The following is a 25416-nucleotide window of genomic DNA, read 5'->3' on the forward strand; positions in this document are numbered from 1 at the left end:
AGCGATCCGCAGCGGCGGGTCTGCTCTGGAAGGAGTGAAGGATGTTTGATCTTACTGGCCGCAAGGCACTCGTGACCGGCGCCACCGGCGGCCTCGGAGAGGCGATCGCCCGCGCGCTGCACGCGCAGGGCGCCGTCGTCGGCCTGCACGGCACGCGGATCGAAAAGCTCGAAGCGCTCGGCGGCGAGCTCGGCGAGCGCGTGAAGCTTTTCCCGGCGAACCTTTCGGACCGCGACGAGGTCAAGGCGCTCGGCGCCAAGGCCGAGGCCGAGCTCGAAGGCGTCGACATTCTCGTCAACAATGCCGGCATCACCAAGGACGGGCTGTTCGTGCGCATGTCCGACGAGGACTGGGATGCCGTGCTCGAGGTCAACCTGACCGCCGTTTTCCGGCTTACCCGCGAGCTCACCCATCCGATGATGCGCCGCCGTCACGGCCGTATCATCAACATCAGCTCGGTGGTGGGCGTCACCGGCAACCCCGGCCAGGCCAACTACTGCGCCACCAAGGCCGGCCTCATAGGCTTCTCCAAATCGCTGGCGCAGGAGATCGCGACGCGCAACATTACCGTCAACTGCGTCGCGCCGGGCTTCATCGAATCGGCCATGACCGACAAGCTGAACGACAAGCAGAAGGAGGCGATCATGGGCGCCATCCCGATGAAGAAGATGGGTGCGGGCGGCGACATCGCCGCGGCCGTCGTCTATCTGGCTTCCGACGAGGCCGGCTACGTCACCGGCCAGACGCTGCACGTCAACGGCGGCATGGCGATGATCTGAGGATGACCGCCCGAGAAGGCTTTTTCGCCTTGGACGCAGCCGCGTTTTCGTGTAATCGGGCGCTCGAAAAGGCGGAGAATTGAGCTTTCCGTGGGGTTCGACACTGTCGCCGACAAAGAGACGACGTCGCATTATCCACTGATTTCTTGCCGCCGGAACAGTTATCTTTGAACTTGATTAGCGGCAATCGTGCCGCTAACGAAGACGAACCAACACAAGTCGAGGGTTTGCAAATGAGCGATACCGCAGAACGCGTCAAGAAAATCGTTGTCGAGCATCTGGGCGTCGATGCCGACAAGGTCACCGAAGGCGCGAGCTTCATCGACGACCTCGGCGCGGACAGCCTTGATACGGTTGAGCTGGTCATGGCTTTCGAGGAAGAATTCGGCGTCGAGATTCCGGACGATGCCGCCGAGACCATCCTGACTGTCGGCGACGCGGTCAAGTACATCGACAAGGCGTCCGCCTGACGCTGTCGTCGCGCGGCTTCCGAAGCACCACGATAAGTAAAGAGGTCCTGCGATGAGGCGCGTCGTCGTCACCGGCATGGGTCTGCTTTCGCCCTTCGGGGTGGGTGTGGAGCATGCCTGGAAGCAATTGCTTGCAGGCAAGAGCGCTGCGCGCCGCATCGAGACTTTCGAGGTTGACGATCTTCCCTGCAAGATCGCCAACGTCATCCCCCGGGAGGGGGAGGCCGCCTTCGATCCCGACCGGTTCATGGAACCCAAGGATCAGCGCAAGGTCGGCGACTTCATTCTCTACGGAATGGCCGCCGCCGACATGGCGCTGGACGATGCCGGCTGGCATCCCGAGAGCCCCGAGGACCAGAACGCCACCGGCGTGATGATCGGCTCGGGCATCGGCGGCATCGAGGGCATCGCCGAGAACGCGATGATCCTCAAGGAACGCGGCCCGCGCCGCATCAGCCCGTTCTTCATCCCCGGCAACATCATCAATCTCGTTTCCGGCCAGGTGTCGATCCGCCACGGCCTCAAGGGGCCGAATCACGCGGTCGTCACGGCCTGCTCGACCGGCGCGCACGCGATCGGCGACGCGGCGCGCCTGATCATGTTCGGCGATGCCGACGTGATGGTGGCGGGCGGTGCGGAATCGCCGGTCACCCGGCTGTCGCTGGCCGGCTTCGCCGCCTGCAAGGCGCTCTCCACGAGCTACAACGACACGCCGCAGAAGGCTTCGCGTCCCTATGACCGCGACCGCGACGGCTTCGTCATGGGCGAGGGCGCGGGCGTCGTGGTGCTGGAGGAGCTGGAGCACGCCAAGGCGCGCGGCGCGAAGATCTACGCCGAGGTCGTCGGCTACGGTCTGTCCGGCGACGCCTATCACATCACCGCCCCCTCCGAGGACGGCGACGGCGCGTTCCGCTGCATGAGCGCGGCGATCAAGCGCGCCAATCTCGCGCCCGCGGACATCGACTACATCAACGCCCATGGCACCTCCACCATGGCCGACACGATCGAACTCGGCGCGGTCGAGCGACTGGTCGGCAACGCGGCGTCCAAGGTTTCCATGTCGTCGACGAAATCGTCGATCGGCCACCTGCTCGGCGCGGCCGGAGCGGCGGAGGCGATCTTCTCCGTGCTCGCCATCAAGAACAACGTGGCGCCCCCGACGATCAATCTCGACAATCCTGAAAAGGAGACGGCGATCGATCTGGTTCCCAACGCTCCTCGCGAGCGCCGGATCGATGTCGCGCTTTCGAATTCGTTCGGCTTTGGCGGGACCAACGCATCTCTTGTGTTTCAGCGTTACAACGGCTGAATCACCGCCATTTTTGCCATATTTGGGGCTACGGTCGGGATCGGCCGGGAAGCTCGGGAATCGGCATCAGGAGCGTGCTGAAGCAAGATGACATCAAATCCGTCTGAAGAGGCCGTGAGCGGCACCACTCCCGAAGCTTCCAAGCCGATCGTACCCAAGACCGCGAGCGAGGCGCTGCGCCCCCAGGCCGGAACGCCGCCGCCGCGCAGGTCGCGCCAGTCGCGCAGCCAGTTCGTCATTTTCCTGAATTTCCTCATGTCGGTGGTGGTGCTCGTCGCCATCGCCGCCTTCGTGGCCGTCTATCTCGGCAAGCAGGCTTTCGACGCGCCCGGGCCGTCGACGGACGCCGACACGGTCATAATCCGCCCGAACACCGGCGTGCAGGGCATCGCCGAGCTGCTCGCGCGCAACGACATGATCTCCAACGAGACGATCTTCCGCCTCGGCGTGCGGGCCTATGGCAATGACGGCCAGCTCAAGGCCGGCGAGTACATGGTCAAGGCGGGCGCCTCGATGCGCGAGATCATGGAGCTCCTGAAGAGCGGACGTTCCGTCACCTATTCGCTCGTCGTGCCGGAAGGACTGACCGTCCTGCAGGCATTGAGGCGCATCGAGGCGAACGAGATCCTCACCGGCGACATGCCTTCCGATGTTCCGACCGAAGGCGGCCTCATGGCCGACACGTTGCGGATCGAGCGCGGCATGACGCGCGAGGAAGTGGTGCGCAAGATGGTCGCCGACCAGGAGCGGCTGGTGGAAGGCATCTGGGAGCGCCGCTCGCCCGATCTTCCGATTTCCGACGTCAACGAATTCGTCACGCTCGCCTCGATCGTGGAGAAGGAGACCGCCCGCGCCGACGAGCGCTCGCGCGTGGCATCGGTCTTCATCAACCGGCTGAAGCGCGGCATGCGGCTGCAATCCGACCCGACGATCATCTATGGAATCTTCGGCGGCGAGGGCAAGCCGGCCGACCGGCCGATCTATCGCTCGGACATCGACAAGCCGACGGAATACAACACCTACACCATCAACGGCCTGCCGCCCGGTCCGATCGCCATTCCCGGCCGGGCCTCGCTGGAGGCCGTGGCCAACCCGTCGCTGACCGACGACCTCTATTTCGTCGCGGACGGCACCGGCGGCCACGTCTTCGCTACCACGCTCGACGAGCACAACCGGAACGTCGCACGCTGGCGCCGCATCGTGCGGGAACGCGCCGAAGCCGCCGGAACGACGCCGGATGCCGAGGCGGAAACGGACGCCGAATAAACACCGGCAGCCAGAACATCGGACCGAAAGTGGAATCCGGTTTTCGGGCCAATCCGATGTCAAGAACAAGAGATGGATCGACTTTCGCGCGTCCCTCGGGCGCATGGCGATCCGGTCTGGGGGACGAATGAGCTTGCAGAGCATGACGGGCTTTGGCCGGGCAGCCGCCGAACATCTCGGCGCCGCCATCGCCTGGGAGCTCAAATCGGTCAACGGAAAGAGCCTGGAGGTGCGCCTGCGCCTTCCGCCCGGTTGCGAGCGGCTCGAGCAGGCCGCCCGTCAGGCGATCCAGAAGCGTTTTTCCCGCGGCAACGTCCAGGCCGGCCTCACGCTGACGCGCTCGGGCGTACAGGCGCAGCCGGTCGTCAACGAGGAGTTCCTGAGGGATCTGGCGGGGCTCGCCAAGCGCCTCGAGGAGCAGTTCGGGGTCGCGCCCGCGACCGCCGACGGACTTCTTTCCCTGCGCGGCGTGCTCGACATTCCCGATGCGCTCGAGGATGAGGAGGGCCGCAACGCGCTCGACGCCGCGATCCTGGCCGCGCTCGACGCCGCGCTTGCAAATCTCGAGGCGGCACGGCGGGATGAAGGCACCGCGCTCGGCGGCCTGCTTTCAGGGCATCTCGACGCAATCGCCGGGCTTTCCGCGAGCGCCGAGGCCGATCCCTCTCGCGAGCCTTCGGTGATCCGCGAGCGGCTCGGCGAGCAGGTGAAGCTGCTGCTCGACGCCGCCCCGGCGCTGGACGAGCAACGCCTGCACATGGAGGCGGCATTCCTCGCCACCAAGGCGGATATCCGCGAGGAGATCGACCGGCTGAAGACGCATGTCGCTTCCGGCCGCGCGCTTCTGGCCGGCGGAGGCCCCGTCGGTCGCAAGCTCGACTTCCTCGCGCAGGAATTCAACCGCGAATCGAACACGCTATGCTCGAAGTCGAACGCCGCCTCGGTCACCGCGATCGGCCTTGAATTGAAGGCGGTGGTCGACCAGTTTCGCGAACAGGTCCAGAATCTGGAGTAAGTCATGGCGGCCGAGCCCGAAACCGCACAGATCCGCCGGCGCGGCCTCATGCTCGTGCTCTCCTCGCCTTCAGGCGCCGGGAAGTCGACGATCGCGCGCAATCTCCTGGAAAGGGACAAGGCGTTCGAGCTTTCGGTCAGCGTGACGACGCGCCCGCGCCGCGGCAGCGAGATTGATGGCGCGCACTATCATTTCCGCACGACCCGCGAGTTCGAGATGCTGCGCGACAACGATCAGTTGCTCGAATGGGCCGAGGTGCACGGCAATTTCTACGCCACGCCGCGCGAGCCGGCCGAAAGGGCGATGGCCGAGGGCCGCGACATGCTCTTCGACATCGACTGGCAGGGCGCCGTCCAGCTTCGCGAGAAGATGCAAGGCGACATCGTCTCGATCTTCATCCTGCCGCCCTCGATGCGCGAGCTGAAGGAGCGGCTGCGGCGCCGGGCGGAGGACCAGGACAGCGTCATCGCGGCGCGCCTGGAGAACGCGCGCGCGGAGATCGAGCATTGGCGCGAATACGACTACGTCGTCGTCAACGACGATCTGGACAGGGCTTTCGTCTCCGTGCAGGCGATCGTCGCCGCCGAGCGGCTGCGGCGCGACCGCCGCCCCGGCCTGTTCGAGTTCGTTTCCGGATTGCTCGACGAGAAGCTGTAGCGACGCGGCCACGCCTGCAACGGGCATGGCTAGACAGGACCGCCCGGAACGCGTCGTTCACGAGCTCCTGACATCAAGCTGTCAGCTGGCACGGCGACCTCCCATATGCCGCCTGCGCCGCCGGTGCTATTTTCCGGACCTCGGTTCAGGGAGGAACACCCATGACTACGGCAGAACTTGCGAAGGATTTCACCGAAATTCTCAAGCGCGGCGACCACGACGGCGCGGCCGCGAAATACAATTCCGACGACATCGTGAGTTATGAAGCGATGGAAGGCCCGACGGCGGTCAGCAGGGGCAAGGACGCCGTCAGGCAGAAGGGCGAGACGTGGGGCGCCAATCACGAGGTCCACGGCGTGACCGTCGAGGGCCCCTACGTCAACGGCGACCAGTTCGCCATCCGTTTCACGATGGATTTGACGCGGAAGGCGACCGGTGAACGCATCACGCTCGACGAGGTCGGCGTCTACACGGTCAGGGCCGGCAAGATCGTCGAGGAGCGGTTCTACTATTAGCTAGGCGCTGATAGCGCCGTCAGGCGGCGCTATCCAAGAGCGGCCGTGCCGTTCGCGGTCGCTCGGCGCGATTCCACCGCCCTGCGGCTCACACCGCGTTCGCCAACGCCACGAATTCCTCGACGGTCAGCGTCTCCGCCCGGCGGGTCCCGTCGATGCCGGTGGCCGCGAGAAGCCGCTCGCCGCCAACGCTCTTGAGGCTCTGGCGCAGCATCTTGCGGCGTTGGCCGAAGGCTGCTTCGGTTATCTTCGCGAGCTTTTGCACGTCGGCGGGCAGTGGATTTTCCCGCGGCTCGATGCTGACGACGGAGGAGGTCACCTTGGGCGGCGGCGTGAAGGCCTGCGGCGGAAGGTCGAAGGCGATGCGCGCCCGCGTCCGCCAGCCCGCGAGCACGCCGAGCCGGCCATAGGCGTCGTCGCCCGGCCGCGCCACCACGCGTTGCGCCACTTCGCGCTGGAACATCAGCGTCAGCGAGGAATAGAAGGGCGGCCATTGGGCCGTCGTCAGCCAGCGGATCAGAAGCTCGGTGCCGATATTGTAGGGCAGGTTCGCCGCGATGCGCACGTCTCCGCCACCGGCGGCGAGGGCGGCGAAATCGGTTTTCAGCGCGTCGCCGGCGATCACCTCCAGCCGGCCGGGATAATGCGCGGCGATCTCCGCCAGCGCCTCGAGACAGCGCTCGTCGCGCTCGATCGCAACCACGCGCTTGGCGCCGGAAAGGAGCAGCGCGCGCGTCAGTCCTCCCGGACCCGGTCCGACCTCGATGACCGTGGAATCGGAGAGGTCGCCGGCCGTCCGGGCGATCTTGCCGGTGAGGTTGAGGTCGAGGAGAAAGTTCTGGCCGAGCGATTTCTTGGCCCGCAGGCCGTGGCGCTCGATCACGTCGCGCAGCGGCGGCAGCCCGTCGATCGTCATTGTCGCGCGGCTTTCGCGTCGGCCATCTTGCGGGCAAGTTTCAGCGCGGCGACGAGGCTGTCCGGCCTGGCGACGCCCTTGCCGGCGATGCCGAAGGCGGTGCCGTGGTCCGGCGAGGTGCGGATGAAGGGCAGTCCGAGCGTCACGTTGACGGTCTCGTCGAAGGCGAGCGCCTTCGCCGGGATCAGCGCCTGGTCGTGATACATGCAGATCGCCGCGTCGTAGGTGGCGCGCGCCTGCGGGTGGAACATGGTGTCGGCGGGCAGGGGGCCAGCCACGTCGAGCCCCTGCGCGCGCAGCGCCTCGATCGCCGGGCGGATGATCTCGATGTCCTCGCGGCCCATCGCGCCGTCCTCTCCGGCGTGCGGATTGAGCCCGGAAACGGCGAGGCGCGGCCTGGCGATGCCGAATCTCCCGGCGAGGTCGCGGGCGGTGATGGTGGCGGTGGCCACGATCGCCTCGCTCGTCAGGCTGCGGCTGACGTCGGCCAGCGGAATGTGGATGGTCACCGGAACGGCCCGCAGGTCGGGCCCGGCCAGCATCATCACCGGCCGTACGGGCCTGCCGGTCTCCAGCTCGGCGAGATGGCCGAGAAATTCGGTATGGCCCGGAAACTCGAAGCCGGCATCGTAGAGCGGTTTCTTGGCGATGGGGCAGGTGACGACGGCGTCGGCCTCGCCGGTGCGCACGTCGGCGACCGCCCGCTCGATCGCCTCGATGATGCCGGTGGCGTTGGCGCCGTCGGGGCTGCCGGGAACGTCACGGAACCGCGCCGCGAGCGGAACCACGGGAAGCACCTTGTCGAATGCCGCAAGGGTCTCGGCCGGGTGGATGATCGCGATCTCGGCAGCCTCGCCGGTCATCGCCGCGCGCGCCTTGAGGAGGGCCGGGTCGCCGAGGACGTAGAAGGCGGGAACGCCGCGTTCGCTGCGTTCGCGCCAGGCCCGGATTGCGATTTCGGGGCCGATTCCCGAAGGATCGCCCGATGTCAGCGCGAGTGGAGCCAAGCCCGTCTCCTAAATGCAGTTGATCGACGATCAGCGGTTGATGATCGTCGCCTTCTCGCGCAACTCGGCGGTGTATTCCTTGGAAAGCTCGTCGGCCTTCTCGCCACCGGTTCCCTCGGCCTGGAAGACCATCTGCGCCACGCGGTCGTCCGAGACTTCGCGGGCGCTGCACACGCCGATGAACTCCACGCCGCGGTCGGTCTCGCGGACGGCGGTCGCCGCGCCGGCGTTCGTGGCCGTGACGGATTCCTTCCATTCCGGCGGAAGCTCCGGCTGGAGGATGCGGCCGAGATCGCGCACCGTCACGTCGAGCAGGCCCTTGACGAACTCACGCGTCGTGTCGCAGCTGCGGAAGCGCTGGCGCATGGCCTCGGCCTCGCGCTTGCGGGCCGCGAGCTTGGCGCCTCGTTCGGACGCCGGAACCACGAAGATCACCTGCTGAAGCATGTATTCGGTGGCGGAAGGCTTGTTGCCGCCCTGCTGCAGCATGCGCTGCACGACGTCCTGCTCGCTCATCCGGTTGGCAGAGCGGCTGCGGGCGTTGATCGCCTGACCCCAGCCCATCTGGGTGCGGATGAATTCGCGGAAATGCGCCTTGGTCACGCCGGTCTGGGCGAGTATCTCGTCCATCTGCTGCGGGCTGAGATTGTTCGACTGGGCGAAGCGGGCATAGGAATCGGCCACCTGCTCGTCCGTGATGCGGATGTTGAGGCGCTTGATCTCGGCCGTGCGCAGCGCCTGGTCGACCATATCGTCGGCGGCCATCTGCTGCAGATTGCCCTTCCGCTGCTGCAGCTTGAGGAAGGCGGCCCTGCGCTGGATATCGTAGCTGGTCACCGGCTGGTTGTTGACGACGTACTTGATTTCGGTCGCCGCCGCGGGCAGCGGCGCGAAGGCGACTGGAACCGTCACCGCGGATACCATCAAGGCGAGAGCGATGGTGCGCAGGCTTTTCCTGATCGGCATCATTGCAAGTAAATCCCCGTATCTTCCAGAGCGATTTCGGCACGCCAGACAAGTCGTTTGCCCGCCTTATGGGGCAAAAGAGTGACGAATGCCAGTCTTGAGGGCCCTGAATAGTGTCAAAGGCGGCTGGAAGCAAACGGGCTGTTGGATGCGGTGCCGAAATCGCCGATCGTCCTGAGCGAGATGCTGAAGCCGAAACTGCGGTCGACTTCATTGGTGTCGCGGTTCTCCGTCTCCGAAACGGTGAACGAATAGGCGAAGCACTCGTCGTCATAGGCGAAGCCGATCGAGCGGGCGACGAGCACGTCCTTTTCCAGGTCGTAGGTGCCCGAGCCGAAGACGCGCCAGTTCTCGAAGAACCTCGCCGAGGCGCTGAGCTGCACCTCCTGGCGATCGGAATCGAAGCCGTAGGCAGGCGGATCGCCCGCTTCCTCGGGCGCCTGCGCCTCGATGAAGCTGTAGCGGCCGACGATGGAGAACGGCCGCGTCGTGTAGCCGGCGGTCAGGTCGGTGCGGCGCATCTCGAAGGAATCCTCGTCGAAGCGGCCGCCGGCCGAGAAGGAAAGCCCCACCGGGGTGGTCAGGCCGACCATGGCGACATAGTCCGAGCGGTCCGATTCGAGGCCGGAATAGGCGCCCGCGCTGACGAGATCGGGCGAGGCGAACGGGTTGTCGCCGGCGAGGTGGTAGGATTGTCCGGCCAGGCCGTGCAGACCCCAGCCGTTCTGGAACGCGCCGGAATAGCGCACGCCGAGATTGGCGCGCGTGCCGCCCTCGATGCGGTCGAAGCCGGAGAACTTGTCGCGCTCGAACAGGCTGGTGGCGTCGAAGACGAGGCTCTGCGCGTCCTCGTTGGGGATGCCGAGCCGGTTCTGATAGGCGGCATCGGGCCGGGCGAAGATCTGGCCCATCGGTTCGAGCACATGGGTCGAGCTGGTCGTGGAGAACAGGATCGGCCACCGCGCCTCGAGGCCGGCGGTCGCCATCGAACGGAAATAGGCCGAGCGAATGTCGTCCTCGACGCCGAGCGTGCCGGCGAGATCCGCGATGGCGGCTTCGCTCAGGCCGGAATAGCTGGTGCCGATCGCGTCGCCGCGCGCCGCCAGAAGCGGCGTCAGCATCAGTCCGCCGGGCGCGATGAAGGAACGCTTCCACTCGGCTTCCGCCGTCACCCGGCCGTTCCAGCCCTCGGTTCCGCGAACAAGCGCGTCGCTGTCGCCACTGCCCTGCCATCCGGACCGGTCGAGTTCGCGTCGGTAGAGCGACTGCGCGTTGACGTCGATGTTGAGCTCGCCGCCGGCGATCGCCTCGTCCGGCGTGTAGGAATAGTCGAAGGACGGCAGGACCCAGGGCTGCTTTTCACTCCGCGAGCGGGGGTCGGCATCCAGCAGCCGCTCCTGGACCTCGAAGCGGTAGGCGCGCAGGTCGAAATAGTTCCGGTCGTTGAGGCCGGTCAGGTAGACCTGCGAGCGGTGGACCGACTGGTTGAAGCCGTCGATGCTGTAGGTCCTGGAGAAGTTCTTGTCGGTCTGGGCAAGAACGTCCCAGCCGAAGCTCCAGCGCGGATTGATCTGGAACTCGCCCTTCGTGCCGATCATGCCGCGGAACTTCTCGCGACTGTCGACGGTGCCGGGATCGAATTCCTCCGGGCTCTGCTGGCGGATGCCGGCGATGCGGATGTCGTACGCGCCATTGTTGAAGCGCTGGCGCCATTCGGCCATGCCGAGGAAGCCCTGCTTCGAATAATAGGTCGGGTAGAAGGTCGCGTCGAAGGTCGGCGAAAGCGCCAGATAGTAGGGAACCTGCACCCCGTAGCCCAGCTTCGAGGAACCCTGATAGCTCGGTATCAGGAAGCCGGATTTCCGCTTCACGGTCGGATCGGCGACCTCGAAGGCCGGCAGGAAGGCCAACGGGAAGCCGAACATCTCGAAGCGCGCGCGCTCGAAGCGCACGGTCTTCGCTTCGCCGTTCCAGATGATCTTCTGCGCCTTGATGCGCCAGATCGGCGGCTTGTCGGGCTTTTCCTCGCACGGTTCGCAGGCCGTGTAGATGCCGCGGTTGAAGGTCGTGACCGTGCCGCTGCGGCGCTCCGCGCTCTCGGCGGCGAAATAGGTCTTGTCGGTGGTCTCAACGCGCAGCGCGTTGACGAAGCCGTCGCGGAAATCGTCGGTCACGTCGATTTCGTCGGAATAGATCTTCGTGCCGTCGCGGTCGACGATCTCGACAGCGCCGGTGGCGATCAGCTTTCTGGTATTGCGGTCATAAGCGACGCGCTGGGCGACGAGGCGGTTGCCGTCATAGTCGATCTGCACGCCGCCGACGGCGGTCACGGTGTTGCGGTCGTTGTCGTAGACGAGCGTGTCGGCTTCCAGCAGCATCTCCGCGTCCTCGGAGACCTGGGCGCCTTCGAAGTCGACGTCCTGCGCCCATGCCTGGTCGGGAGCAAGCGTATACGCGAACACGCATGCGAGCGCCGTCGCGCCTGCCAACCATGCATGCCGGGCGGACCTGCTATTCAACGCGCACATCCCCCGCAACTAACCGTCCTCCTTGTACAAGAGAAACGTGACCCCGAAAAAACCGGCGATGATGACCGGAAACCATGCCGCCGCGACCGGAGGCACAAATCCAGCGCTACCGAACGCCTTGACCAAAACCGTAACGACATAAAGCAGAAAGCCCGCGAGGATTCCACCCAGAATAATCGTCGCCGACTGTCCCATCCGCGCAAATCTCATCGAGACGGTGGCCGCGATCAGGGTCATGGCGACGAGCAGGACCGGCAGTGCGAGAAGTGTGTGGAAATGTGTTGCGAAAGCGTTTGCGCCGAGCCCGAAAGACCTTGCAGCGGCGATTTTTCTCGGCAGTTCGAAGAAGGGAATCGTCTCGGGACGGGCCAGCCGCTCGGTGACGAATTCCGGGCTGAGATTCGTCTTCACCGACACCGATTCGACCTTCTCGCGCGTCGACCCGTCGCCGAGCCGCGACACGTTGCGAAGCTCCCAGTGTCCCTGGCGCAGATAGGCGCGCTCGGCATCGAGCCGTTCGATGATGTCGCCGTCCAGGTCCATGCGCAGGAAGGTGGCGTCGGCGAGTTCGAGCCCCTGGGCCAGCACGCTGCGCGCGCCGATGATCGTCTCGCCTTCGTCGGTCCGCTGCTTGATCCAGGGCGCGTTGCCGGCGTTGCCATCCTGCGGCCGCGCCCCGCGAACCTCCGTTTCGAGGAACTGGCTGCGCGCGTAGCCATGCGCCGCGATCGGGTTGAGCACCACGATCGCGGCGAGGCCGAACATGAAGGCGCCGGCGCACACCGGCGCGAGGAACTGCCAGGCCGATATGCCGGCCGAACGGGCGACGACGAGTTCGTATTTGCGGTTGAGCGAGATCAGCGTGACCATGCCCGAAACCAGGCCGATGAACGGCACGGTCTGCTGCATGACCATCGGAACCTGAAGCGCGGCGACCGTCAGCGCCCAGTCTATCGAATAGCCGGGCAGGCCGCTCATCCGACCCGAAAGCTCGGTGAAATTGATGATGAAGACGAGCGCGAAAATCCCCAGGAAGAACCAGAAGGTGATGGAGATGTAGCGCATGAAGAAATAGCGCCCCAGCGTCAGGCCGATCATGAGCGGCCCTCCCTGGCTGGGCGCCTGAAGCCCGACAGCCTGAGGCGCAGAGCCGTCAGCCTGTCGCGGACGCGGCCGAAGAACGCGCCGGCCCTGTCGGTCAGCGACGTTGGTAGCTCCATCACGCGATTGGTCATTATGAAATACACGGCCGTCAGCGAGGCGAGGATCGGTACCGCATAGACCACATAGATGAAGAACGGCGAGGTGCCGGCCTTGTTGGACGCGAAGAAGCCGGCCCACCTGACGAGAAGCGCGATCGTCATCGTCGTCAAAAGCGGATGGATGCGCGCCTCGCGGAACGAACGGGCATCGCCCGCGACGGCGAGGCCGATGAGCGCGAAAACGAGCGGGTAAAGCCATTCGGAGAAACGGCGATGCAGCTCCGCCCGGAAGGATTGCGGCTTCTGCTGGAAACGCTTGTCCGACGGATCGGGGTTCATGAGGTAGCCGAGGGGGCGGTCCTTGGGCAGGAGAACCGGCCCGGAGGCTGCCGAATCGAACTGCGAAAGGTCGAACGCGTAGGATTTGTAGCGCACCATCGACACGTCGCCGTCGCTGGCCTTCCGGTGGACGACGCCGTCTTCCATCACGAGGATGTGCTGGCCGTCGACCTCCACCGCCGCGCCGGTCTTGGCGTAGTAGAGCAGCTCGACGTTCTGCTCGCGCGAATCCGCCAGGAATATGCCGCCGAAGCGCCCGTCGGGCAGGCGCTCGCCGATCTGCATGTAGAGATCGTCGTCGAGCTTCTGGAAGCTGCCTTCCTGGATGACGGTGGTGATCAGCTCCGCCCGCGCCTCCGAGACCAGCACGCGCAGCCGTTCCCGCGAATAGGGCTCGACGAAATTGTTGATGACGAAGGAGAGGATGCAGGCGACGGTCGCGATCAGCAGGATCGGCCTGATGACCGTCATGCGCGGGCTGCCGGCCGCCGAAATGACCACCATCTCCGAATCGGTGTTCATCGTCGTCAGCGTGTGCGCCACCGCGATGCCGATGGCGAAGGGCATCACCACCGGGATGACCGCCGGAAGAACCAGCCATGCGAGCTCGAAGAAGGTGGAGGCCGACTGGCCGTTGCCGGTGACGATGTCGATGCGCGTCAACACCTGCGTCGTCCAGACGATCGCCAGAACCCAAAACAGCGTCGCCGTGAAGATGCCCAGCGCGCGACGCATGATATAGAGTTCTATGACTTTCATGCGTCGCGTTTTTCCGTTTCATTTTGGCGATGGTGCGGCAACAGCAAGGCTATTCCTCGCGCCGCGCCGGCACAATGGAATTCGGCTCGCCGCGCCCCTTCACCCGGTTCGCAATCTGGCTTCATTTGGCGAATAAACGGCAAATAAACAAGGTTAACGCTCCGTCGCACCGCATCATTCTCGCGGTCGTGATTGAAGATCACGATCCGGCATTCTACGTTGGGCCTCGACATCGGCAGCCAGCCCGCTCTCTTGTATCGGGCCAGGCTCAACCGAAACTGGCTATTCGGGCCGGGCCTTGCCAAACTGGCGAAGGCATCGCACTGCAGAATCGCGTTCGATTTGAGGAACCAGGACAGGATATTCCATGACAGCTCGCCCCACCGTCACTTTTGCCAAGCTTGCGGCCCCCAGGAAGGGAACGGCCATTCTGATTTCGGCCGAGGAGGGCGGTCTGGGGCCGGTCGCGAGGGAATGCGATCCCGCCGGCGTGTTCGAAAGGGCTTTCGCAGCGGCGGATTTCAGCGGCAAGCTCGGCTCGTCGGCGGAAATTCTCGCTCCGCAGGGCTCCGATCTCGATCGCGTGGCGGTGATCGGCGCGGGCAAGGCGTCGGCGCTCGACGAGCAGACTTGGCAGAAGATCGGCGGCGCGGCCTTCGCGGCCGTCAGGAAGTCGCAGGATGTGTCGCTCGTGGTCGAGGTGGCGGGCGCTGAAGCCGGTCCGGAAAATGTCGCGCAGCTCGCCATGGGCCTGGTGCTCCGCTCCTACTCCTTCGACAAGTACAAGACGAAGAAGGACAATGGCGACGGCAAGCCCGCGTCCGACAAGCCGGCGAAAATCGCCATCCTGTGCGCAAATCCGTCGGCGGCCAAGAAGGCGTTCGCCGCAGCCGAGGCGATCGCCGACGGCGTGATCCTGGCGCGCGATCTCGTCAACGAGCCGGCGAACATCCTCGGCCCGATCGAATTCGCCGCCAAGGCGAAGGAGCTCGAGAAGCTCGGCGTGAAGGTCGAGATTCTCACCGAGAAGGAGATGAAGAAGCTCGGCATGGGCGCGCTGCTCGGCGTCGCGCAGGGCTCCGTGCGCCCGCCGCGTCTCGTCGTCATGCAGTGGAACGGCGGCAAGGCGAAGGCCAACCCCGTCGCCTTCGTCGGCAAGGGCGTGGTCTTCGATTCGGGCGGCATCTCCATCAAGCCCGCCGCCGGCATGGAGGACATGAAGGGCGACATGGGCGGGGCCGCGGCCGTCACCGGGCTCATCCACGCGCTTGCCGCGCGCCAGGCCAAGGTGAACGCGGTCGGCATCATCGGCCTGGTCGAGAACATGGTCGACGGCAACGCCCAGCGCCCCGGCGACATCGTCACCTCGATGTCCGGCCAGACCATCGAGGTCTTGAACACCGACGCCGAGGGGCGCCTGGTTCTCGCGGATGCGCTCTGGTACTGCCAGGATCGCTTCAAGCCGGAATTCATGGTCAATCTGGCGACGCTCACCGGCGCGATCATGGTGGCGCTCGGGCAGCACCACGCCGGTCTCTTCTCCAACAATGACGAGCTTGCCGAGCGTCTTTACGACGCCGGTGGCGCCACGGCCGAGAGGGTCTGGCGCATGCCGATCGGACCGGACTACGACAAGCTGATCGATTCCAAGAATGCCGACATGAAGAATATCGGCGGCCGCTATGGCGGCGCGATCACGGCGGCGCAGTTCCTGCAGCGCTTCGTCAACGACACGCCCTGGGCGCATCTCGACATCGCCGGCACCGCCATGGGCTCGCCGGCGACGGAGATCAACCAGTCCTGGGCCTCCGGCTTCGGCGTGCGGCTTCTCGATCGCCTCGTCGCCGACAATTACGAGGGCTGAGCAGGATATCCCGCCGATGACCGAGGTGCTGTTCTACCACCTGACCGAATCGACGCTCGAGGATGCGTTGCCGCCGCTGGTCGAGAAGAGCCTCGGCCGCGGCTGGAGCGTCGTCGTGCAGACCGGCAGCGAGGAGCGGCGCGACGCGCTCGACCAGCATCTGTGGACCTATCGCGACGATTCCTTCCTCGCGCATGGTACCGATCACGACAGGCACGCCGAGCACCAGCCGGTCCTGCTGACGACCGGGGCGGGGAACGGCAATTCGGCGCGGATCCGCTTCATGGTGGACGGCGCCGAGCCACCGGACATCTCGGCCTATGAGCGCGCCGTCTTCATGTTCGACGGCCACGATGCGCACCAGCTCGAGGTCGCTCGCGGGCAGTGGAAGGCGATGAAGGCCGCCGGCCACGCTGCGACCTACTGGCAGCAGACACCGGAGCGCCGCTGGGAACGCAAGGCCTGAGCGTCGGGACGCAGGCCGGCCGAGTTCGCCCGCCCGCTGACGCGTGGCGACGTCGCGGCGGTTGAGGACGTTGGTGGCGGCGATCGAGGGGCTCGGCGCGAGCGGTCGAGATTCCGGCGACGGTCAGGGCGGCTTTCGGCTCAGATTTCCTCGAAATCGCCCGAGCGGCCCTTGCCGGCGGCGAAGCGTCCCGCTCCGGCCAGGCCTTCCTTGCGGAAGGCGGCAACGCTCTTCCATTCGTTGGCGAGCGCCGCTTCCGGGCCGAGGGACCATTGCCGGATCGCCGAGATGCGGTCGGCCCGCATGCAGGCCTGGGGGAAACGCGCGAGTTCGCGGGCGATCTCCAGCGCGGTTTCGAGCGAGCTTCCGTCCTCGCAAACCCTGTTGGCGAGGCCCATTTCCAGGCATTCGCCGGCCTTGACCTGACGTCCCGTGAGTATCAGGTCCATGGCGCGGCCGTGGCCGACGATGCGCGGCAGGCGAACCGTGCCGCCGTCGATCAGCGGCACGCCCCAGCGCCGGCAGTAGACGCCCATATAGGCGGAAGCCTCCATCACCCGCAGGTCGCACCAAAGCGCCAGCTCCATGCCGCCCGCGACCGCCGGTCCCGAGACGGCGGCGATGACGGGTTTCGAAAGCAGGAGACGGGTCGGGCCCATCGGACCCTTGCGCGGGCGATCGTCGTCGCCGTCGAAGCTCGCATCGAGGTCGTGTTCGGCAAACCAGCTATCGTCGATGCCGCCGGCCGCGTGCTTGAGGTCGAAGCCGGCGGAGAAGGCGCCGGGCACGCCGGTGAGCACGGCAACCTTGCTCGCCTCGTCGCGCTCGAAGGCGACGAAGGCCTTGAAGAGCTCGTCCGCCATCCGCGGGTCGACGGCGTTGCGCGCCTCCGGCCGGTCGATCGTCACGATGGTTGTCTCGCCGTCCCGATCGACCCTGATCGTCATTCCGCGATTCCCTCTTCGTATTCCGCCGACAGCGAGAGCCATTTTTCCTCGTGGCCGGACAATTGGGTCACCAGTTGTGCCCGCTCCTTGGAAAGCGTCTGGAGCTTGGAAGGTTCCTTCTCGTAAAGCAAGGGGTCGGCAAGCTGTCCTTCGATGCCGTCGATCCGCTTGCGGATGCGTTCCATCAGCGCCTCGGTGGCTTTGATCTCCTTGGCGATCGGCTCCAGCGCTGCACGGCGCGCGGCCGCCTCGCGGCGTCGATCCGCCTTCGACGCCTTGTCGGCCTCGCGCTTCTCCCGCCGGTCGACGGAACTGCCGGTCACGACCTGGTAGTAGTCTGAAAGGTCGCCGTCGTAATTGCCGACCGTGCCGTCCTTGACGAGCCAGAGCCGGTCGACCGTCGCCTCGATCAGGTGGCGGTCGTGGCTGATCAGCATGACCGCGCCGGAATAGTCGTTGAGCGCGTGGATCAGCGATTCCCTGGAATCGATGTCGAGATGGTTGGTCGGCTCGTCGAGGATCAGCAGGTTCGGACCGTCGAAAGCGGCGATGCCCATCAGGAGGCGCGCCTTCTCGCCACCGGAAAGATCCCTGGCGGCGGTGCTCATCTTCTCCGTCGAAAGCCCCATCTGCGCGACGCGCGAGCGGACCTTGGCCTCGGGCGCGTCCGGCATCAGCCGGCGCACATGCTCGACCGCGCTTTCCTCCGGCCGCAGATCGTCGAGCTGGTGCTGCGCGAAGATCGACACTTTCAGGCCAGGCGCGATCGTCATCGACCCGCTTTCCAGCTTCAGCCGCCCGGCCAGAAGCTTGGCGAAGGTCGACTTGCCGTTGCCGTTGGCTCCGAGAAGCGCGATGCGGTCGTCATCGTCGATGCGCAGGGTCAGCCCCTTCAACACCGGCTTTCCGGCGGTGTAGCCGACCGCGCCGCCCTGCAGCGCGAGGATCGGCGAGGCGACGCTCTTCACCGGCTCGGGAAAGGAGAACGGCCGCACCGTGTCGTTGACGAGCGCGGCGATCGGTTTCATCTTTTCCAGGGCCTTCAGGCGGGACTGCGCCTGACGCGCCTTCGACGCCTTGTAGCGGAAGCGCTCGACGAAGCTTTCCATGTGCTTGCGCGCCGCTTCCTGCTTGACGCGGCTCTTTTCCTGCAATTCGCGCTGCTCGGTGAGCTGGCGCTCGAACTGGTCGTAGCCGCCGCGCCAGAAGGTCAGCTTCTTCTGGTCGAGATGGACGATGGAATTGACGGCGCGGTTGAGCAGGTCGCGGTCGTGGCTGATGAGGAGGACGGTGTGCGGATATTTCGCGACATAGTTCTCCAGCCACATCGTGCCTTCGAGGTCGAGATAGTTGGTCGGCTCGTCGAGCAGCAGCAGGTCGGGTTGCGCGAAAAGCACCGAGGCCAGCGCGACCCGCATCCGCCAGCCGCCGGAGAAGGAGGAGGCGGGGCGCTTCTGCGCTTCCGTGTCGAAGCCGAGGCCGGCGAGGATGGTCGCGGCGCGCGCCTCGGCCGAATGCGCGTCGATATCGGCGAGCCGCATCTGGATCTCGGCGATGCGGTGCGGGTCGGTCGCGGTCTCCGCCTCGTGCAGCAGCGTCACCCGCTCCGTGTCGGCCTTCAGCACGATGTCGATCAGCGGTTCCTCGGTGCCGGGCGCCTCCTGCGCGACCTGCCCGATCCGGGTGTTCTTGGGATAGGTGATCGAGCCGGTCTCGCTCGGCAGCTCGCCGGTGATCGCCTTGAAGAGCGTCGTCTTGCCGGTTCCGTTGCGGCCGACGAGGCCCGCCTTGGAGCCCGCGGGAAGGGTCACGGAGGCGTGGTCGAGAAGCAGCCGTCCTGCGATGCGCAGCGATATGTCATTGATGATAAGCATGGCCGCGTTTTGCACGGTTGCGCGGCCCGCGACAAGTGCCAGCGGGCCTCCCGCAACCGATCCATGCGGGTCAGGCGTATTCCCTGCCTTCTTCCGTGCGCTGGAAATAGACCATGTCGAGAACGATCGACGGCTTCTTCAGCGCGGTCAGTATCGCATGCGCCTGGCCGCGATGATGGGTCTGGTGGTTGAAGAAATGCGCCAGTGCCGGCGCCAGCCGCTGCGAAATGGTGCGCATGTCGGTCACGGTCAGATAGGTGAAGCGGCCGGCGAGTTCCTTGTCGCCGAGACCCGCGATCCACTCGACGATCCTGCGGTCCTCCGCCTCGCGCGCTGCCCGCAGCGGGGCGAGCTCGCTGAACAGCACGGCATTCAGCGCGGTCGGAGCGCTGCCGCTCCCGGTGAAGCGCCTGAGCCAGATCTGGTCGGCCACCAATACGTGGTTGAGGGTACCGATCAATGATTTGAAGAAGGCGCCGGTGTCGCGATTGAGCTCCTCGGCCGTCAGCTCGCCGGCGGCATCGTAAACCTGGGCGTTGGCCCACCGGTTGTAGGCCGCCAGCATCGAAAAATGTTGCCTCACCGCGCTTCCCTTTTGCTTCGAAGCTGCAAATATCGCGCCTGTTTACATCTCTGGAGAATGTCCGCCAATGGCCATATTGCTATACGATCTCGTCGGCGAAGACAGTGCGCGCCCCTTCAGCCCGCATTGCTGGAAAACGGCGTTCGCGCTCGCCCACAAGGGCCTTTCCTTCGAAAGCGTGCCGACGCCGTTCACCGCGGTCCCGAATGTCGAGGAAGGCGTCTGCAAGACCGTTCCCGTCATCCGAGACGGGAGCAAGGTCGTCGGCGACAGCTTCGACATCGCGCTTTATCTGGAGGAGGCCTATCCCGACCGGCCGAGCCTGTTTCGCGGCGATGGCGGCAAGGCGATGGCCCGCTTCATCGAACGCTGGTCGCAATCGACGTTGCATTCGTTCCTGGGCGCGGCCGTGCTGATGGACATCCACGACAGGCTGGCGCCCGCCGACCGGGATTATTTCCGCAAGAGCCGCGAGATCCGTTTCGGCAAGAAGCTGGAGGAGGTCGGGCAGGGGCGCGAGGCCGGCCTGGCCGCCTGGCGTTCCTCGCTGGAGCCGCTGCGTCAGGTGCTCGCCTACCAGCCCTTCATCGGCGGCGAAGGTCCGCTGTTCTCGGACTACATCGTCGCCGGCGCGCTCCAATGGGTGCGCGTGATGTCGCCTTTCCAGCCGCTCGAAAAGGCCGATCCGGTATCGGCATGGTTCGAACGCTGCCTGGACCTGCATGGGGGGCTTGCGCGCAAGGTGCCTGCGGCGGCATGAACGGCCGGAGGGCCTTCACATCGCGGAAAGGGAACTGTATAGACCCCCATCTTTTCCGTTTCCCCGAATGAAGGACACAAGAATGGCGATCGAACGCACCTTTTCGATGATCAAGCCGGACGCGACCAGGCGCAATCTGACCGGCGCAATCACCAAGATGCTGGAGGATGCCGGCCTGCGCGTCGTCGCGTCTCGTCGCGTCTGGATGAGCCGCCGCGAGGCCGAGGGCTTCTACGCCGTGCACAAGGAGCGTCCCTTCTTCGGCGAGCTCTGCGAGTCCATGTCCTCCGGCCCGACCATCGTCCAGGTGCTGGAAGGCGAGAACGCGATCGCGAAGAACCGCGAAGTGATGGGCGCGACCAACCCGGCCGATGCCGCCGAGGGAACGATCCGCAAGATTCACGCGCTCTCGATCGGCGAGAACTCCGTCCACGGCTCGGATGCGCCGGAAACCGCCGCCCAGGAAATCAGGTACTGGTTCTCCGACACCGAGATCGTCGGCTGATCTGATCGATCCTGCTTCGGGAAAAGCCGTGGCGAAAGCCGCGGCTTTTCTTTTTGGCGATGCCCACGGAAGGGGCCTGCCGCGGGCATCCGATCCACGCCGATCGAGGAGTGTCAGGATTCGGTCCATTTCCTCCTGGCGAGATCGTCTTGGTCCTTCGCCTCCACCCAGCTTTCGCTGCTGCCGTCCGGGCGGTGCTCCTTCTTCCAGAAGGGCGCGCTGGTCTTCAAGAAATCCATCATGAAGGAAGCCGCCTCGAACGCCGCCTGGCGATGCGCGGAGGCCGCGACCACGAGGACGATGTTTTCGCCGGGACGCAGCTTTCCATGGCGATGGATGGCGGTCAGCCCGGTGAGCGGCCAGCGCTCGATCGCCTGCGCGGCGATGCGGCCGATCTCGGCCTCCGCCATTCCCGGATAATGCTCCAATTCGAGCGCGGCAAGCGTGCCGTTCTCGTCGCGGCAAAGGCCTGAAAAGGTCACGACCGCGCCGACGTCGCCGCGCCCTTCGGCCAGACGGGCGATTTCGGCCGCGACGTCGAAATCCTCGGCCTGGATGCGGATCGTCGGCGTGATCGCGGCGGCCATGGCGGCGTCAGCCTCCGGTCATCGGCGGAAAGAGACCGATCTCGCGCGCGCCGGCGATCTTCTCCTGGTGACCGGCATGCTCCTGATTGATCGCGACGCGGATCGCCTCGGGGTGCTGCAGGGCGAAGTCGTATTCCTCGCCGCGCCCCTTCAGCCACAGGAGAAGCTCGCGCACGGTGGTGACCGTGTCGGGCAGCTCGACGTCCTCTTCCGCCTTGCCGATGCGCTCGCGCACCCATGCGAAATATTTCAGTTTCATCGCGACCTCCGCTACTCGTCGATCACGTGCTTCAGTCCGGCGCGGAAATAGTCATAGCCCGTGTAGAGCGTGATGAGCGCCGACACCCAAAGCAGGACGAGGCCGATCTCGGTGGTATAGGGCAGGATCTTGTCGCCGGCGGGGCCGGCAAGCAGGAAGGCGATTGAGACGAGCTGGATCGTGGTCTTCCACTTGGCGAGTTGGGTGACCGGCACCGAGACCTTGAGCGCGGCGAGATATTCGCGCAGACCCGAGACGAGGATTTCGCGGCACAGGATGATGATCGCCGCCCAGAGCGTCCAGCCGGCGATCGTGCCGTCGGCGGCGAGCAGGAGCAGCACGGACGAGACCAGCAGCTTGTCGGCGATCGGATCGAGCATCCTGCCGATATTCGAGGTCTGCTTCCAGATGCGGGCCAGATATCCGTCGAGGAAGTCGGTGATGCTGGCGATGGCGAAGATCGCGAGCGCGGTCCACCGCGCCGGATCGCTCGACTGCAACCGGCCTTCGAGGAAGAAGCAAAGCACCACCAGCGGCACCGCCAGAATGCGGGCATAGGTGAGGATGTTTGGAAGATTGAAGGCGCGGTTGGCCATAATTTCCCGTCTTTCTGTCATTCGATGTCAGGGAAACCCCCTGAGACACTACAATCAGATGCTTCTTGCCGGGGTCAACCGCCGTAAGGTCGCGGTCGCCCCGAAACATGCAACTGGATCATCCATTTTCGTGAAAATGGCCATAAATCAGGCGGGCCGTGCCTTCCGATATGCCTTCAACCGCCATCAGATCCTCCACGCCGGCCCGGCTGACCGCCTTGGCGGTGCCGAAATGGTGCAGCAGCGCGCGCTTCCGGTTCGGGCCGATTCCCGAGATTTCGTCGAGAGGGCTCTTCACCATCTCCTTCTTGCGCCGCGCGCGATGCGAGCCGATCGCGAAGCGGTGGGCCTCGTCGCGCAGGCGCTGGATGAAGTAGAGCACGGGGTCGCGCACCGGCAGCATGAAGGCGTCGCGACCGGTGACGAAGAAGCGTTCGCGTCCGGCATCGCGATCGACGCCCTTTGCCACGCCGATCGCCGTCACCTTGTCGATTATGCCCAGTTCGTCGAGGATCCCGCGAACGGCGGTCATCTGGCCCTGGCCGCCGTCGATGAGGATGAGATCGGGCCAGGCGGGAAACGCGTCGACGGCTTCGGCGTCCTCCTCCTCGGCCTGTTCCGGCCTTTCCTCAGGCAGGCCGTGTTCCTTGAGCAGCCTGGAGAACCGGCGCTCCATCACTTCGCGCATCATGCCGAAATCGTCGCCGGGGGTGATCTCGGTCGAGCGGATGTTGAACTTGCGGTACTGGTTCTTCGCGAATCCTTCCCGCCCGGCGACGATCATCGCGCCGACGGCGTTGGTGCCCATGATGTGCGAGTTGTCGTAGACCTCGATGCGCCGCGGCGCGCGCGGAAGGCCGAAGGTTTCGGCAAGCCCGGCCAGCAGGCGCGCCTGCGAGGATGTTTCGGCGAGCCTGCGGCCCAGCGCCTCGCGCGCATTTTGCAGCGCATGGTCGGTCAGGTCCTTCTTTTCGCCGCGCTGCGGCACGGAGATCGAGACCCTGTGGCCGGCGCGCGTCGAAAGCGCCTCGGCGAGCAGGCTCTGTTCCTCGACCGCATGCGAAAGGAGGATCGTGCGCGGGCAGGGCTTGTCGTCGTAGAACTGCGCCAGGAACGCGCCCAGCACCTCGGCGGTCTCCAGCGAGGGGTCGGCCTTGGGAAAATATGCGCGGTTGCCCCAGTTCTGGCCGGTGCGGAAGAAGAAGACCTCGATGCAGTTCTGCCCGCCCTCCTGGTGGATGGCGAAGACGTCGGCCTCCTCGACCGATTGCGGGTTGATGCCCTGATAGCTCTGGACATGGCTGAGCGCGGCGAGGCGGTCGCGATAGATCGCCGCCCGCTCGAAGTCGAGCGCCTCGGAGGCGTCCTGCATGGCGGTCGAGATTTCCGCCTTTACCTTGTTGGAGCGGCCCGAAAGGAACGCCTTCGCTTCCGCGACGAGCTCGGCATAGTCGGCCGGCGCGATCTCGTTCGTGCACGGACCGGAGCAGCGCTTGATCTGGTAAAGCAGGCAAGGCCGGGTGCGGCTCTCGAATACCGAATCGGTGCAACTGCGCAGAAGGAACGCCCGCTGCAGCGAATTGATCGTGCGGTCGACCGCGCCGGCGGAGGCGAACGGGCCGTAGTAATCGCCCTTGCGCGAACGCGCGCCGCGGTGCTTGAAGATGCCGGGCGAGGGATGGTCGCCGGTGATGAGGATGTAGGGGAACGACTTGTCGTCCCGCATCAGAACATTAAAACGCGGCCGCAAGCGCTTGATCAGATTCGCTTCCAGGAGCAGCGCTTCGGTCTCCGTGCGGGTCACGACGAATTCCATCGCCGCGGTTTCGCGGACCATCCGCCCGATGCGGTTGGTGTGGCCGCGCCCCTGCGCGTAGTTGGTCACGCGCTTCTTGAGGCTGCGCGCCTTGCCGACATACAGCACGTCGCCGGCCTTGTTCATCATGCGATAGACGCCGGGCGCGTTCGGAAGCCGCTTGACCAGGGTCTGGATGACCTCGATGCCGTCCTTGCCGTCGGCGTCGCCCGCCACGCCGTCCCATTCTATGCCGAGATCGCGTGCCGGCACCGGCACCGGCTCGGGCTCCGCGATTTCGTTCTCGTCCTCGTCGCCGTTGTCGCCGCCCGCGAAACCGGCGATATCCGAGCCGGAACGCGCCTTGCGCTCTGCCTCGCTGAGGCTGTTGGAAGGGATCGGCGGCTTCATTCGGCTACTCCGGCGACGTCCGGCGTTTCCCAGGCCAGATGCTGACCGCCGTCGAGGGCGATCATCTGTCCGGTCACGGACCGTGCCTCCCATAGATATCGGATCGTGCGGCCGAATTCCGCAAGATCCGGCCCGCGCTTCAACGTGAGGGCGTCGACCTGCGCCTGGAAATCGGAAGCATCCTGCCGCTCGTTCTTCAATGTGGGTCCCGGCCCGATCGCGTTGACGCGCAGGCGCGGCCCGAGCGCCTGAGCCATCGTTCGCGTGGCGGTCCAGAGCGCCGATTTCGACAGCGTGTAGGAAAAGAAGCGCGGCGTGAGGCGCCACACGCGCTGGTCGATCATGTTGACGACCAATCCTTCCCCGTCCTCGGGCAGGGCGGCCGCCATATGCTGCGTCAGGGCGACCGGTGCCTTCAGGTGGACGTCGAAATGCCTGTCCCATCCGTTCCAGTCGAATTCCTCGACGGAGTCCTCGTCGAAGACGGAAGCGTTGTTCACCAGCAGGCTGACGGGGCCGAGCAGGGAGGCGGCGTCGGAGACGAGGGTCTCGACGGCCGCCATGTCGGTAAGGTCGGCCTGCATCACCGCCGCTTCCGCTCCGGATGAAACGAGGCTCTCGGCCAACAGGTCCGCTTCCTTCCGCGAGGCGTTGCAATGGATCGCGACCGCGAAACCGTGCGCGGCGAGATCCTCGGCGATCGCGCGCCCGACACGCTGGGCGCCGCCCGTGACCAGTGCAACTTTCTTCAGTTTCGCCACAGCCCTTGCTTTCCCGATCTGCCCGATGCGTCGCGTTCCCGGGGGAACGAGATCGCGATTCCGAACTCTATAGCGCAAAACGACGGTTTTGCGGTGTCCCCAAGCAGCCTTGATGGCGACAACTGCCATTTGATGACGCCGATGTCGAACCCTGCATATATAAGAAGGGGGATGCGGGATTTCCGCAGCGGTGCGCTTTGCCGGCTACGGCGCTCCAGGCGTTGCTTCACAACGCTGTTGCTCAAATGCAACGTCACCTTTCTGCCAGAATCCTGCCGGT

General features: G+C 65.4%; 26 protein-coding genes. 11 read left to right on the forward strand and 15 right to left on the reverse strand.

Annotated features, from left to right (window positions below; all coding sequences use genetic code 11):
• Positions 1 to 41 precede the first annotated feature (41 nt).
• From fabG to XW59_RS05705, 7 genes are all read left to right on the forward strand, one after another.
• On the forward strand, positions 42 to 779 hold the full coding sequence (gene fabG / locus XW59_RS05675) for a 3-oxoacyl-[acyl-carrier-protein] reductase (protein WP_047143751.1): 738 nt from the start codon (positions 42 to 44) through the stop codon (positions 777 to 779).
• A gap of 233 nt (positions 780 to 1012) precedes the next feature.
• Positions 1013 to 1249: an acyl carrier protein gene (locus tag XW59_RS05680; protein ID WP_047143752.1), complete on the forward strand. Its 237-nt coding sequence runs from the start codon at positions 1013 to 1015 to the stop codon at positions 1247 to 1249.
• Between the two features lie 52 nt (positions 1250 to 1301).
• The gene (gene fabF, locus XW59_RS05685) at positions 1302 to 2558 is read left to right on the forward strand and encodes a beta-ketoacyl-ACP synthase II (RefSeq protein ID WP_047143753.1); all 1257 of its coding nucleotides are present in this window, start codon (positions 1302 to 1304) and stop codon (positions 2556 to 2558) included.
• Between the two features lie 87 nt (positions 2559 to 2645).
• Positions 2646 to 3824 carry an endolytic transglycosylase MltG gene (mltG, locus tag XW59_RS05690; protein ID WP_047143754.1) on the forward strand — a complete coding sequence of 393 codons (1179 nt, stop codon included), beginning with the start codon at positions 2646 to 2648 and terminating at the stop codon, positions 3822 to 3824.
• Positions 3825 to 3951: 127 nt separating this feature from the next.
• Entirely contained in the window at positions 3952 to 4839 is an 888-nt protein-coding gene (locus XW59_RS05695) for a YicC/YloC family endoribonuclease (protein ID WP_047143755.1), read from the forward strand.
• A gap of 3 nt (positions 4840 to 4842) precedes the next feature.
• Complete coding sequence (gmk, locus tag XW59_RS05700; protein WP_047143756.1) at positions 4843 to 5496, forward strand: guanylate kinase; 654 nt, start codon at positions 4843 to 4845, stop codon at positions 5494 to 5496.
• A gap of 161 nt (positions 5497 to 5657) precedes the next feature.
• Positions 5658 to 6011: a nuclear transport factor 2 family protein gene (locus tag XW59_RS05705; protein WP_047143757.1), complete on the forward strand. Its 354-nt coding sequence runs from the start codon at positions 5658 to 5660 to the stop codon at positions 6009 to 6011.
• An 88-nt stretch (positions 6012 to 6099) separates the two neighbouring features.
• Here the strand turns inward: XW59_RS05705 and rsmA are convergent, their stop codons facing one another.
• The 7 genes from rsmA to XW59_RS05740 form a co-directional block, all read right to left on the reverse strand.
• Positions 6100 to 6927, reverse strand: coding sequence for a 16S rRNA (adenine(1518)-N(6)/adenine(1519)-N(6))-dimethyltransferase RsmA (gene rsmA, locus XW59_RS05710; RefSeq protein WP_047143758.1), 828 nt, complete (start codon positions 6925 to 6927; stop codon positions 6100 to 6102).
• The gene (pdxA, locus tag XW59_RS05715) at positions 6924 to 7934 is read right to left on the reverse strand and encodes a 4-hydroxythreonine-4-phosphate dehydrogenase PdxA (protein WP_047143759.1); all 1011 of its coding nucleotides are present in this window, start codon (positions 7932 to 7934) and stop codon (positions 6924 to 6926) included. The genes rsmA and pdxA overlap by 4 nt, the downstream gene beginning before the upstream one ends.
• Before the next feature lie 30 nt (positions 7935 to 7964).
• Complete coding sequence (locus XW59_RS05720; RefSeq protein WP_047143760.1) at positions 7965 to 8903, reverse strand: peptidylprolyl isomerase; 939 nt, start codon at positions 8901 to 8903, stop codon at positions 7965 to 7967.
• A 113-nt stretch (positions 8904 to 9016) separates the two neighbouring features.
• On the reverse strand, positions 9017 to 11278 hold the full coding sequence (locus XW59_RS05725; RefSeq protein WP_246666016.1) for an LPS-assembly protein LptD: 2262 nt from the start codon (positions 11276 to 11278) through the stop codon (positions 9017 to 9019).
• Between the two features lie 159 nt (positions 11279 to 11437).
• Positions 11438 to 12526: an LPS export ABC transporter permease LptG gene (gene lptG / locus XW59_RS05730; protein WP_047143762.1), complete on the reverse strand. Its 1089-nt coding sequence runs from the start codon at positions 12524 to 12526 to the stop codon at positions 11438 to 11440.
• Positions 12523 to 13728: an LPS export ABC transporter permease LptF gene (gene lptF, locus XW59_RS05735; RefSeq protein ID WP_047143763.1), complete on the reverse strand. Its 1206-nt coding sequence runs from the start codon at positions 13726 to 13728 to the stop codon at positions 12523 to 12525. Before lptF ends, lptG begins: the two co-directional genes overlap by 4 nt.
• The gene (locus XW59_RS05740) at positions 13725 to 13931 is read right to left on the reverse strand and encodes a hypothetical protein (RefSeq protein WP_136067962.1); all 207 of its coding nucleotides are present in this window, start codon (positions 13929 to 13931) and stop codon (positions 13725 to 13727) included. The genes lptF and XW59_RS05740 overlap by 4 nt, the downstream gene beginning before the upstream one ends.
• 164 nt (positions 13932 to 14095) lie before the next feature.
• Here XW59_RS05740 and XW59_RS05745 point away from each other — a divergent pair, with 164 nt between their 5' ends.
• Both XW59_RS05745 and XW59_RS05750 read left to right on the forward strand, forming a co-directional pair.
• Positions 14096 to 15592, forward strand: a complete 1497-nt coding sequence (locus tag XW59_RS05745; protein WP_047143764.1) for a leucyl aminopeptidase — start codon at positions 14096 to 14098, stop codon at positions 15590 to 15592.
• 16 nt (positions 15593 to 15608) lie between these two features.
• Positions 15609 to 16058, forward strand: a complete 450-nt coding sequence (locus tag XW59_RS05750) for a DNA polymerase III subunit chi (protein ID WP_047143765.1) — start codon at positions 15609 to 15611, stop codon at positions 16056 to 16058.
• A 140-nt stretch (positions 16059 to 16198) separates the two neighbouring features.
• Here the strand turns inward: XW59_RS05750 and XW59_RS05755 are convergent, their stop codons facing one another.
• The 3 genes from XW59_RS05755 to XW59_RS05765 form a co-directional block, all read right to left on the reverse strand.
• On the reverse strand, positions 16199 to 17005 hold the full coding sequence (locus XW59_RS05755) for a crotonase/enoyl-CoA hydratase family protein (protein ID WP_047143766.1): 807 nt from the start codon (positions 17003 to 17005) through the stop codon (positions 16199 to 16201).
• Positions 17002 to 18879, reverse strand: coding sequence for an ABC-F family ATP-binding cassette domain-containing protein (locus XW59_RS05760; protein WP_047143767.1), 1878 nt, complete (start codon positions 18877 to 18879; stop codon positions 17002 to 17004). The genes XW59_RS05755 and XW59_RS05760 overlap by 4 nt, the downstream gene beginning before the upstream one ends.
• A gap of 70 nt (positions 18880 to 18949) precedes the next feature.
• A complete protein-coding gene (locus XW59_RS05765) occupies positions 18950 to 19462 on the reverse strand; it encodes a DinB family protein (protein WP_047143768.1) in 513 nt (170 codons plus the stop codon).
• 67 nt (positions 19463 to 19529) lie between these two features.
• On the opposite strand from XW59_RS05765, the gene XW59_RS05770 reads away from it, so the two are divergent.
• Entirely contained in the window at positions 19530 to 20222 is a 693-nt protein-coding gene (locus tag XW59_RS05770; RefSeq protein ID WP_047143769.1) for a glutathione S-transferase family protein, read from the forward strand.
• Between the two features lie 82 nt (positions 20223 to 20304).
• The gene (ndk, locus tag XW59_RS05775; protein WP_047143770.1) at positions 20305 to 20727 is read left to right on the forward strand and encodes a nucleoside-diphosphate kinase; all 423 of its coding nucleotides are present in this window, start codon (positions 20305 to 20307) and stop codon (positions 20725 to 20727) included.
• 113 nt (positions 20728 to 20840) lie between these two features.
• Here the strand turns inward: ndk and XW59_RS05780 are convergent, their stop codons facing one another.
• The 5 genes from XW59_RS05780 to XW59_RS05800 form a co-directional block, all read right to left on the reverse strand.
• Positions 20841 to 21314: a molybdenum cofactor biosynthesis protein MoaE gene (locus XW59_RS05780; protein ID WP_047143771.1), complete on the reverse strand. Its 474-nt coding sequence runs from the start codon at positions 21312 to 21314 to the stop codon at positions 20841 to 20843.
• A 7-nt stretch (positions 21315 to 21321) separates the two neighbouring features.
• Positions 21322 to 21573 (reverse strand): molybdopterin converting factor subunit 1, encoded by a 252-nt coding sequence (gene moaD, locus XW59_RS05785; protein WP_047143772.1) that lies wholly within the window; start codon positions 21571 to 21573, stop codon positions 21322 to 21324.
• Between the two features lie 11 nt (positions 21574 to 21584).
• Positions 21585 to 22169, reverse strand: coding sequence for a CDP-diacylglycerol--glycerol-3-phosphate 3-phosphatidyltransferase (gene pgsA, locus XW59_RS05790; protein WP_047143773.1), 585 nt, complete (start codon positions 22167 to 22169; stop codon positions 21585 to 21587).
• A 118-nt stretch (positions 22170 to 22287) separates the two neighbouring features.
• Positions 22288 to 24375: an excinuclease ABC subunit UvrC gene (gene uvrC / locus XW59_RS05795; RefSeq protein WP_082137411.1), complete on the reverse strand. Its 2088-nt coding sequence runs from the start codon at positions 24373 to 24375 to the stop codon at positions 22288 to 22290.
• Positions 24372 to 25136, reverse strand: a complete 765-nt coding sequence (locus XW59_RS05800; protein ID WP_047143774.1) for an SDR family oxidoreductase — start codon at positions 25134 to 25136, stop codon at positions 24372 to 24374. Before XW59_RS05800 ends, uvrC begins: the two co-directional genes overlap by 4 nt.
• Positions 25137 to 25416: the final 280 nt, after the last annotated feature.

Source organism: Aquamicrobium sp. LC103 (assembly GCF_001014615.2).
GTDB lineage: Bacteria > Pseudomonadota > Alphaproteobacteria > Rhizobiales > Rhizobiaceae > LBCQ02.

Excerpts from the sequence above, each read along its gene's own strand:
- fabG (WP_047143751.1), top strand. The coding sequence starts at position 42 with ATGTTTGATCTTACTGGCCGCAAGGCACTCGTGACCGGCGCCACCGGC.
- XW59_RS05680 (WP_047143752.1), top strand. The coding sequence starts at position 1,013 with ATGAGCGATACCGCAGAACGCGTCAAGAAAATCGTTGTCGAGCATCTG.
- fabF (WP_047143753.1), top strand. The coding sequence starts at position 1,302 with ATGAGGCGCGTCGTCGTCACCGGCATGGGTCTGCTTTCGCCCTTCGGG.
- mltG (WP_047143754.1), top strand. The coding sequence starts at position 2,646 with ATGACATCAAATCCGTCTGAAGAGGCCGTGAGCGGCACCACTCCCGAA.
- XW59_RS05695 (WP_047143755.1), top strand. The coding sequence starts at position 3,952 with ATGAGCTTGCAGAGCATGACGGGCTTTGGCCGGGCAGCCGCCGAACAT.
- gmk (WP_047143756.1), top strand. The coding sequence starts at position 4,843 with ATGGCGGCCGAGCCCGAAACCGCACAGATCCGCCGGCGCGGCCTCATG.
- XW59_RS05705 (WP_047143757.1), top strand. The coding sequence starts at position 5,658 with ATGACTACGGCAGAACTTGCGAAGGATTTCACCGAAATTCTCAAGCGC.
- rsmA (WP_047143758.1), bottom strand. The coding sequence starts at position 6,927 with ATGACGATCGACGGGCTGCCGCCGCTGCGCGACGTGATCGAGCGCCAC.
- XW59_RS05720 (WP_047143760.1), bottom strand. The coding sequence starts at position 8,903 with ATGATGCCGATCAGGAAAAGCCTGCGCACCATCGCTCTCGCCTTGATG.
- XW59_RS05725 (WP_246666016.1), bottom strand. The coding sequence starts at position 11,278 with ATGCTGCTGGAAGCCGACACGCTCGTCTACGACAACGACCGCAACACC.
- lptG (WP_047143762.1), bottom strand. The coding sequence starts at position 12,526 with ATGATCGGCCTGACGCTGGGGCGCTATTTCTTCATGCGCTACATCTCC.
- lptF (WP_047143763.1), bottom strand. The coding sequence starts at position 13,728 with ATGAAAGTCATAGAACTCTATATCATGCGTCGCGCGCTGGGCATCTTC.
- XW59_RS05745 (WP_047143764.1), top strand. The coding sequence starts at position 14,096 with ATGACAGCTCGCCCCACCGTCACTTTTGCCAAGCTTGCGGCCCCCAGG.
- XW59_RS05750 (WP_047143765.1), top strand. The coding sequence starts at position 15,609 with ATGACCGAGGTGCTGTTCTACCACCTGACCGAATCGACGCTCGAGGAT.
- XW59_RS05755 (WP_047143766.1), bottom strand. The coding sequence starts at position 17,005 with ATGACGATCAGGGTCGATCGGGACGGCGAGACAACCATCGTGACGATC.
- XW59_RS05760 (WP_047143767.1), bottom strand. The coding sequence starts at position 18,879 with ATGCTTATCATCAATGACATATCGCTGCGCATCGCAGGACGGCTGCTT.
- XW59_RS05770 (WP_047143769.1), top strand. The coding sequence starts at position 19,530 with ATGGCCATATTGCTATACGATCTCGTCGGCGAAGACAGTGCGCGCCCC.
- ndk (WP_047143770.1), top strand. The coding sequence starts at position 20,305 with ATGGCGATCGAACGCACCTTTTCGATGATCAAGCCGGACGCGACCAGG.
- XW59_RS05780 (WP_047143771.1), bottom strand. The coding sequence starts at position 21,314 with ATGGCCGCCGCGATCACGCCGACGATCCGCATCCAGGCCGAGGATTTC.
- moaD (WP_047143772.1), bottom strand. The coding sequence starts at position 21,573 with ATGAAACTGAAATATTTCGCATGGGTGCGCGAGCGCATCGGCAAGGCG.
- pgsA (WP_047143773.1), bottom strand. The coding sequence starts at position 22,169 with ATGGCCAACCGCGCCTTCAATCTTCCAAACATCCTCACCTATGCCCGC.
- uvrC (WP_082137411.1), bottom strand. The coding sequence starts at position 24,375 with ATGAAGCCGCCGATCCCTTCCAACAGCCTCAGCGAGGCAGAGCGCAAG.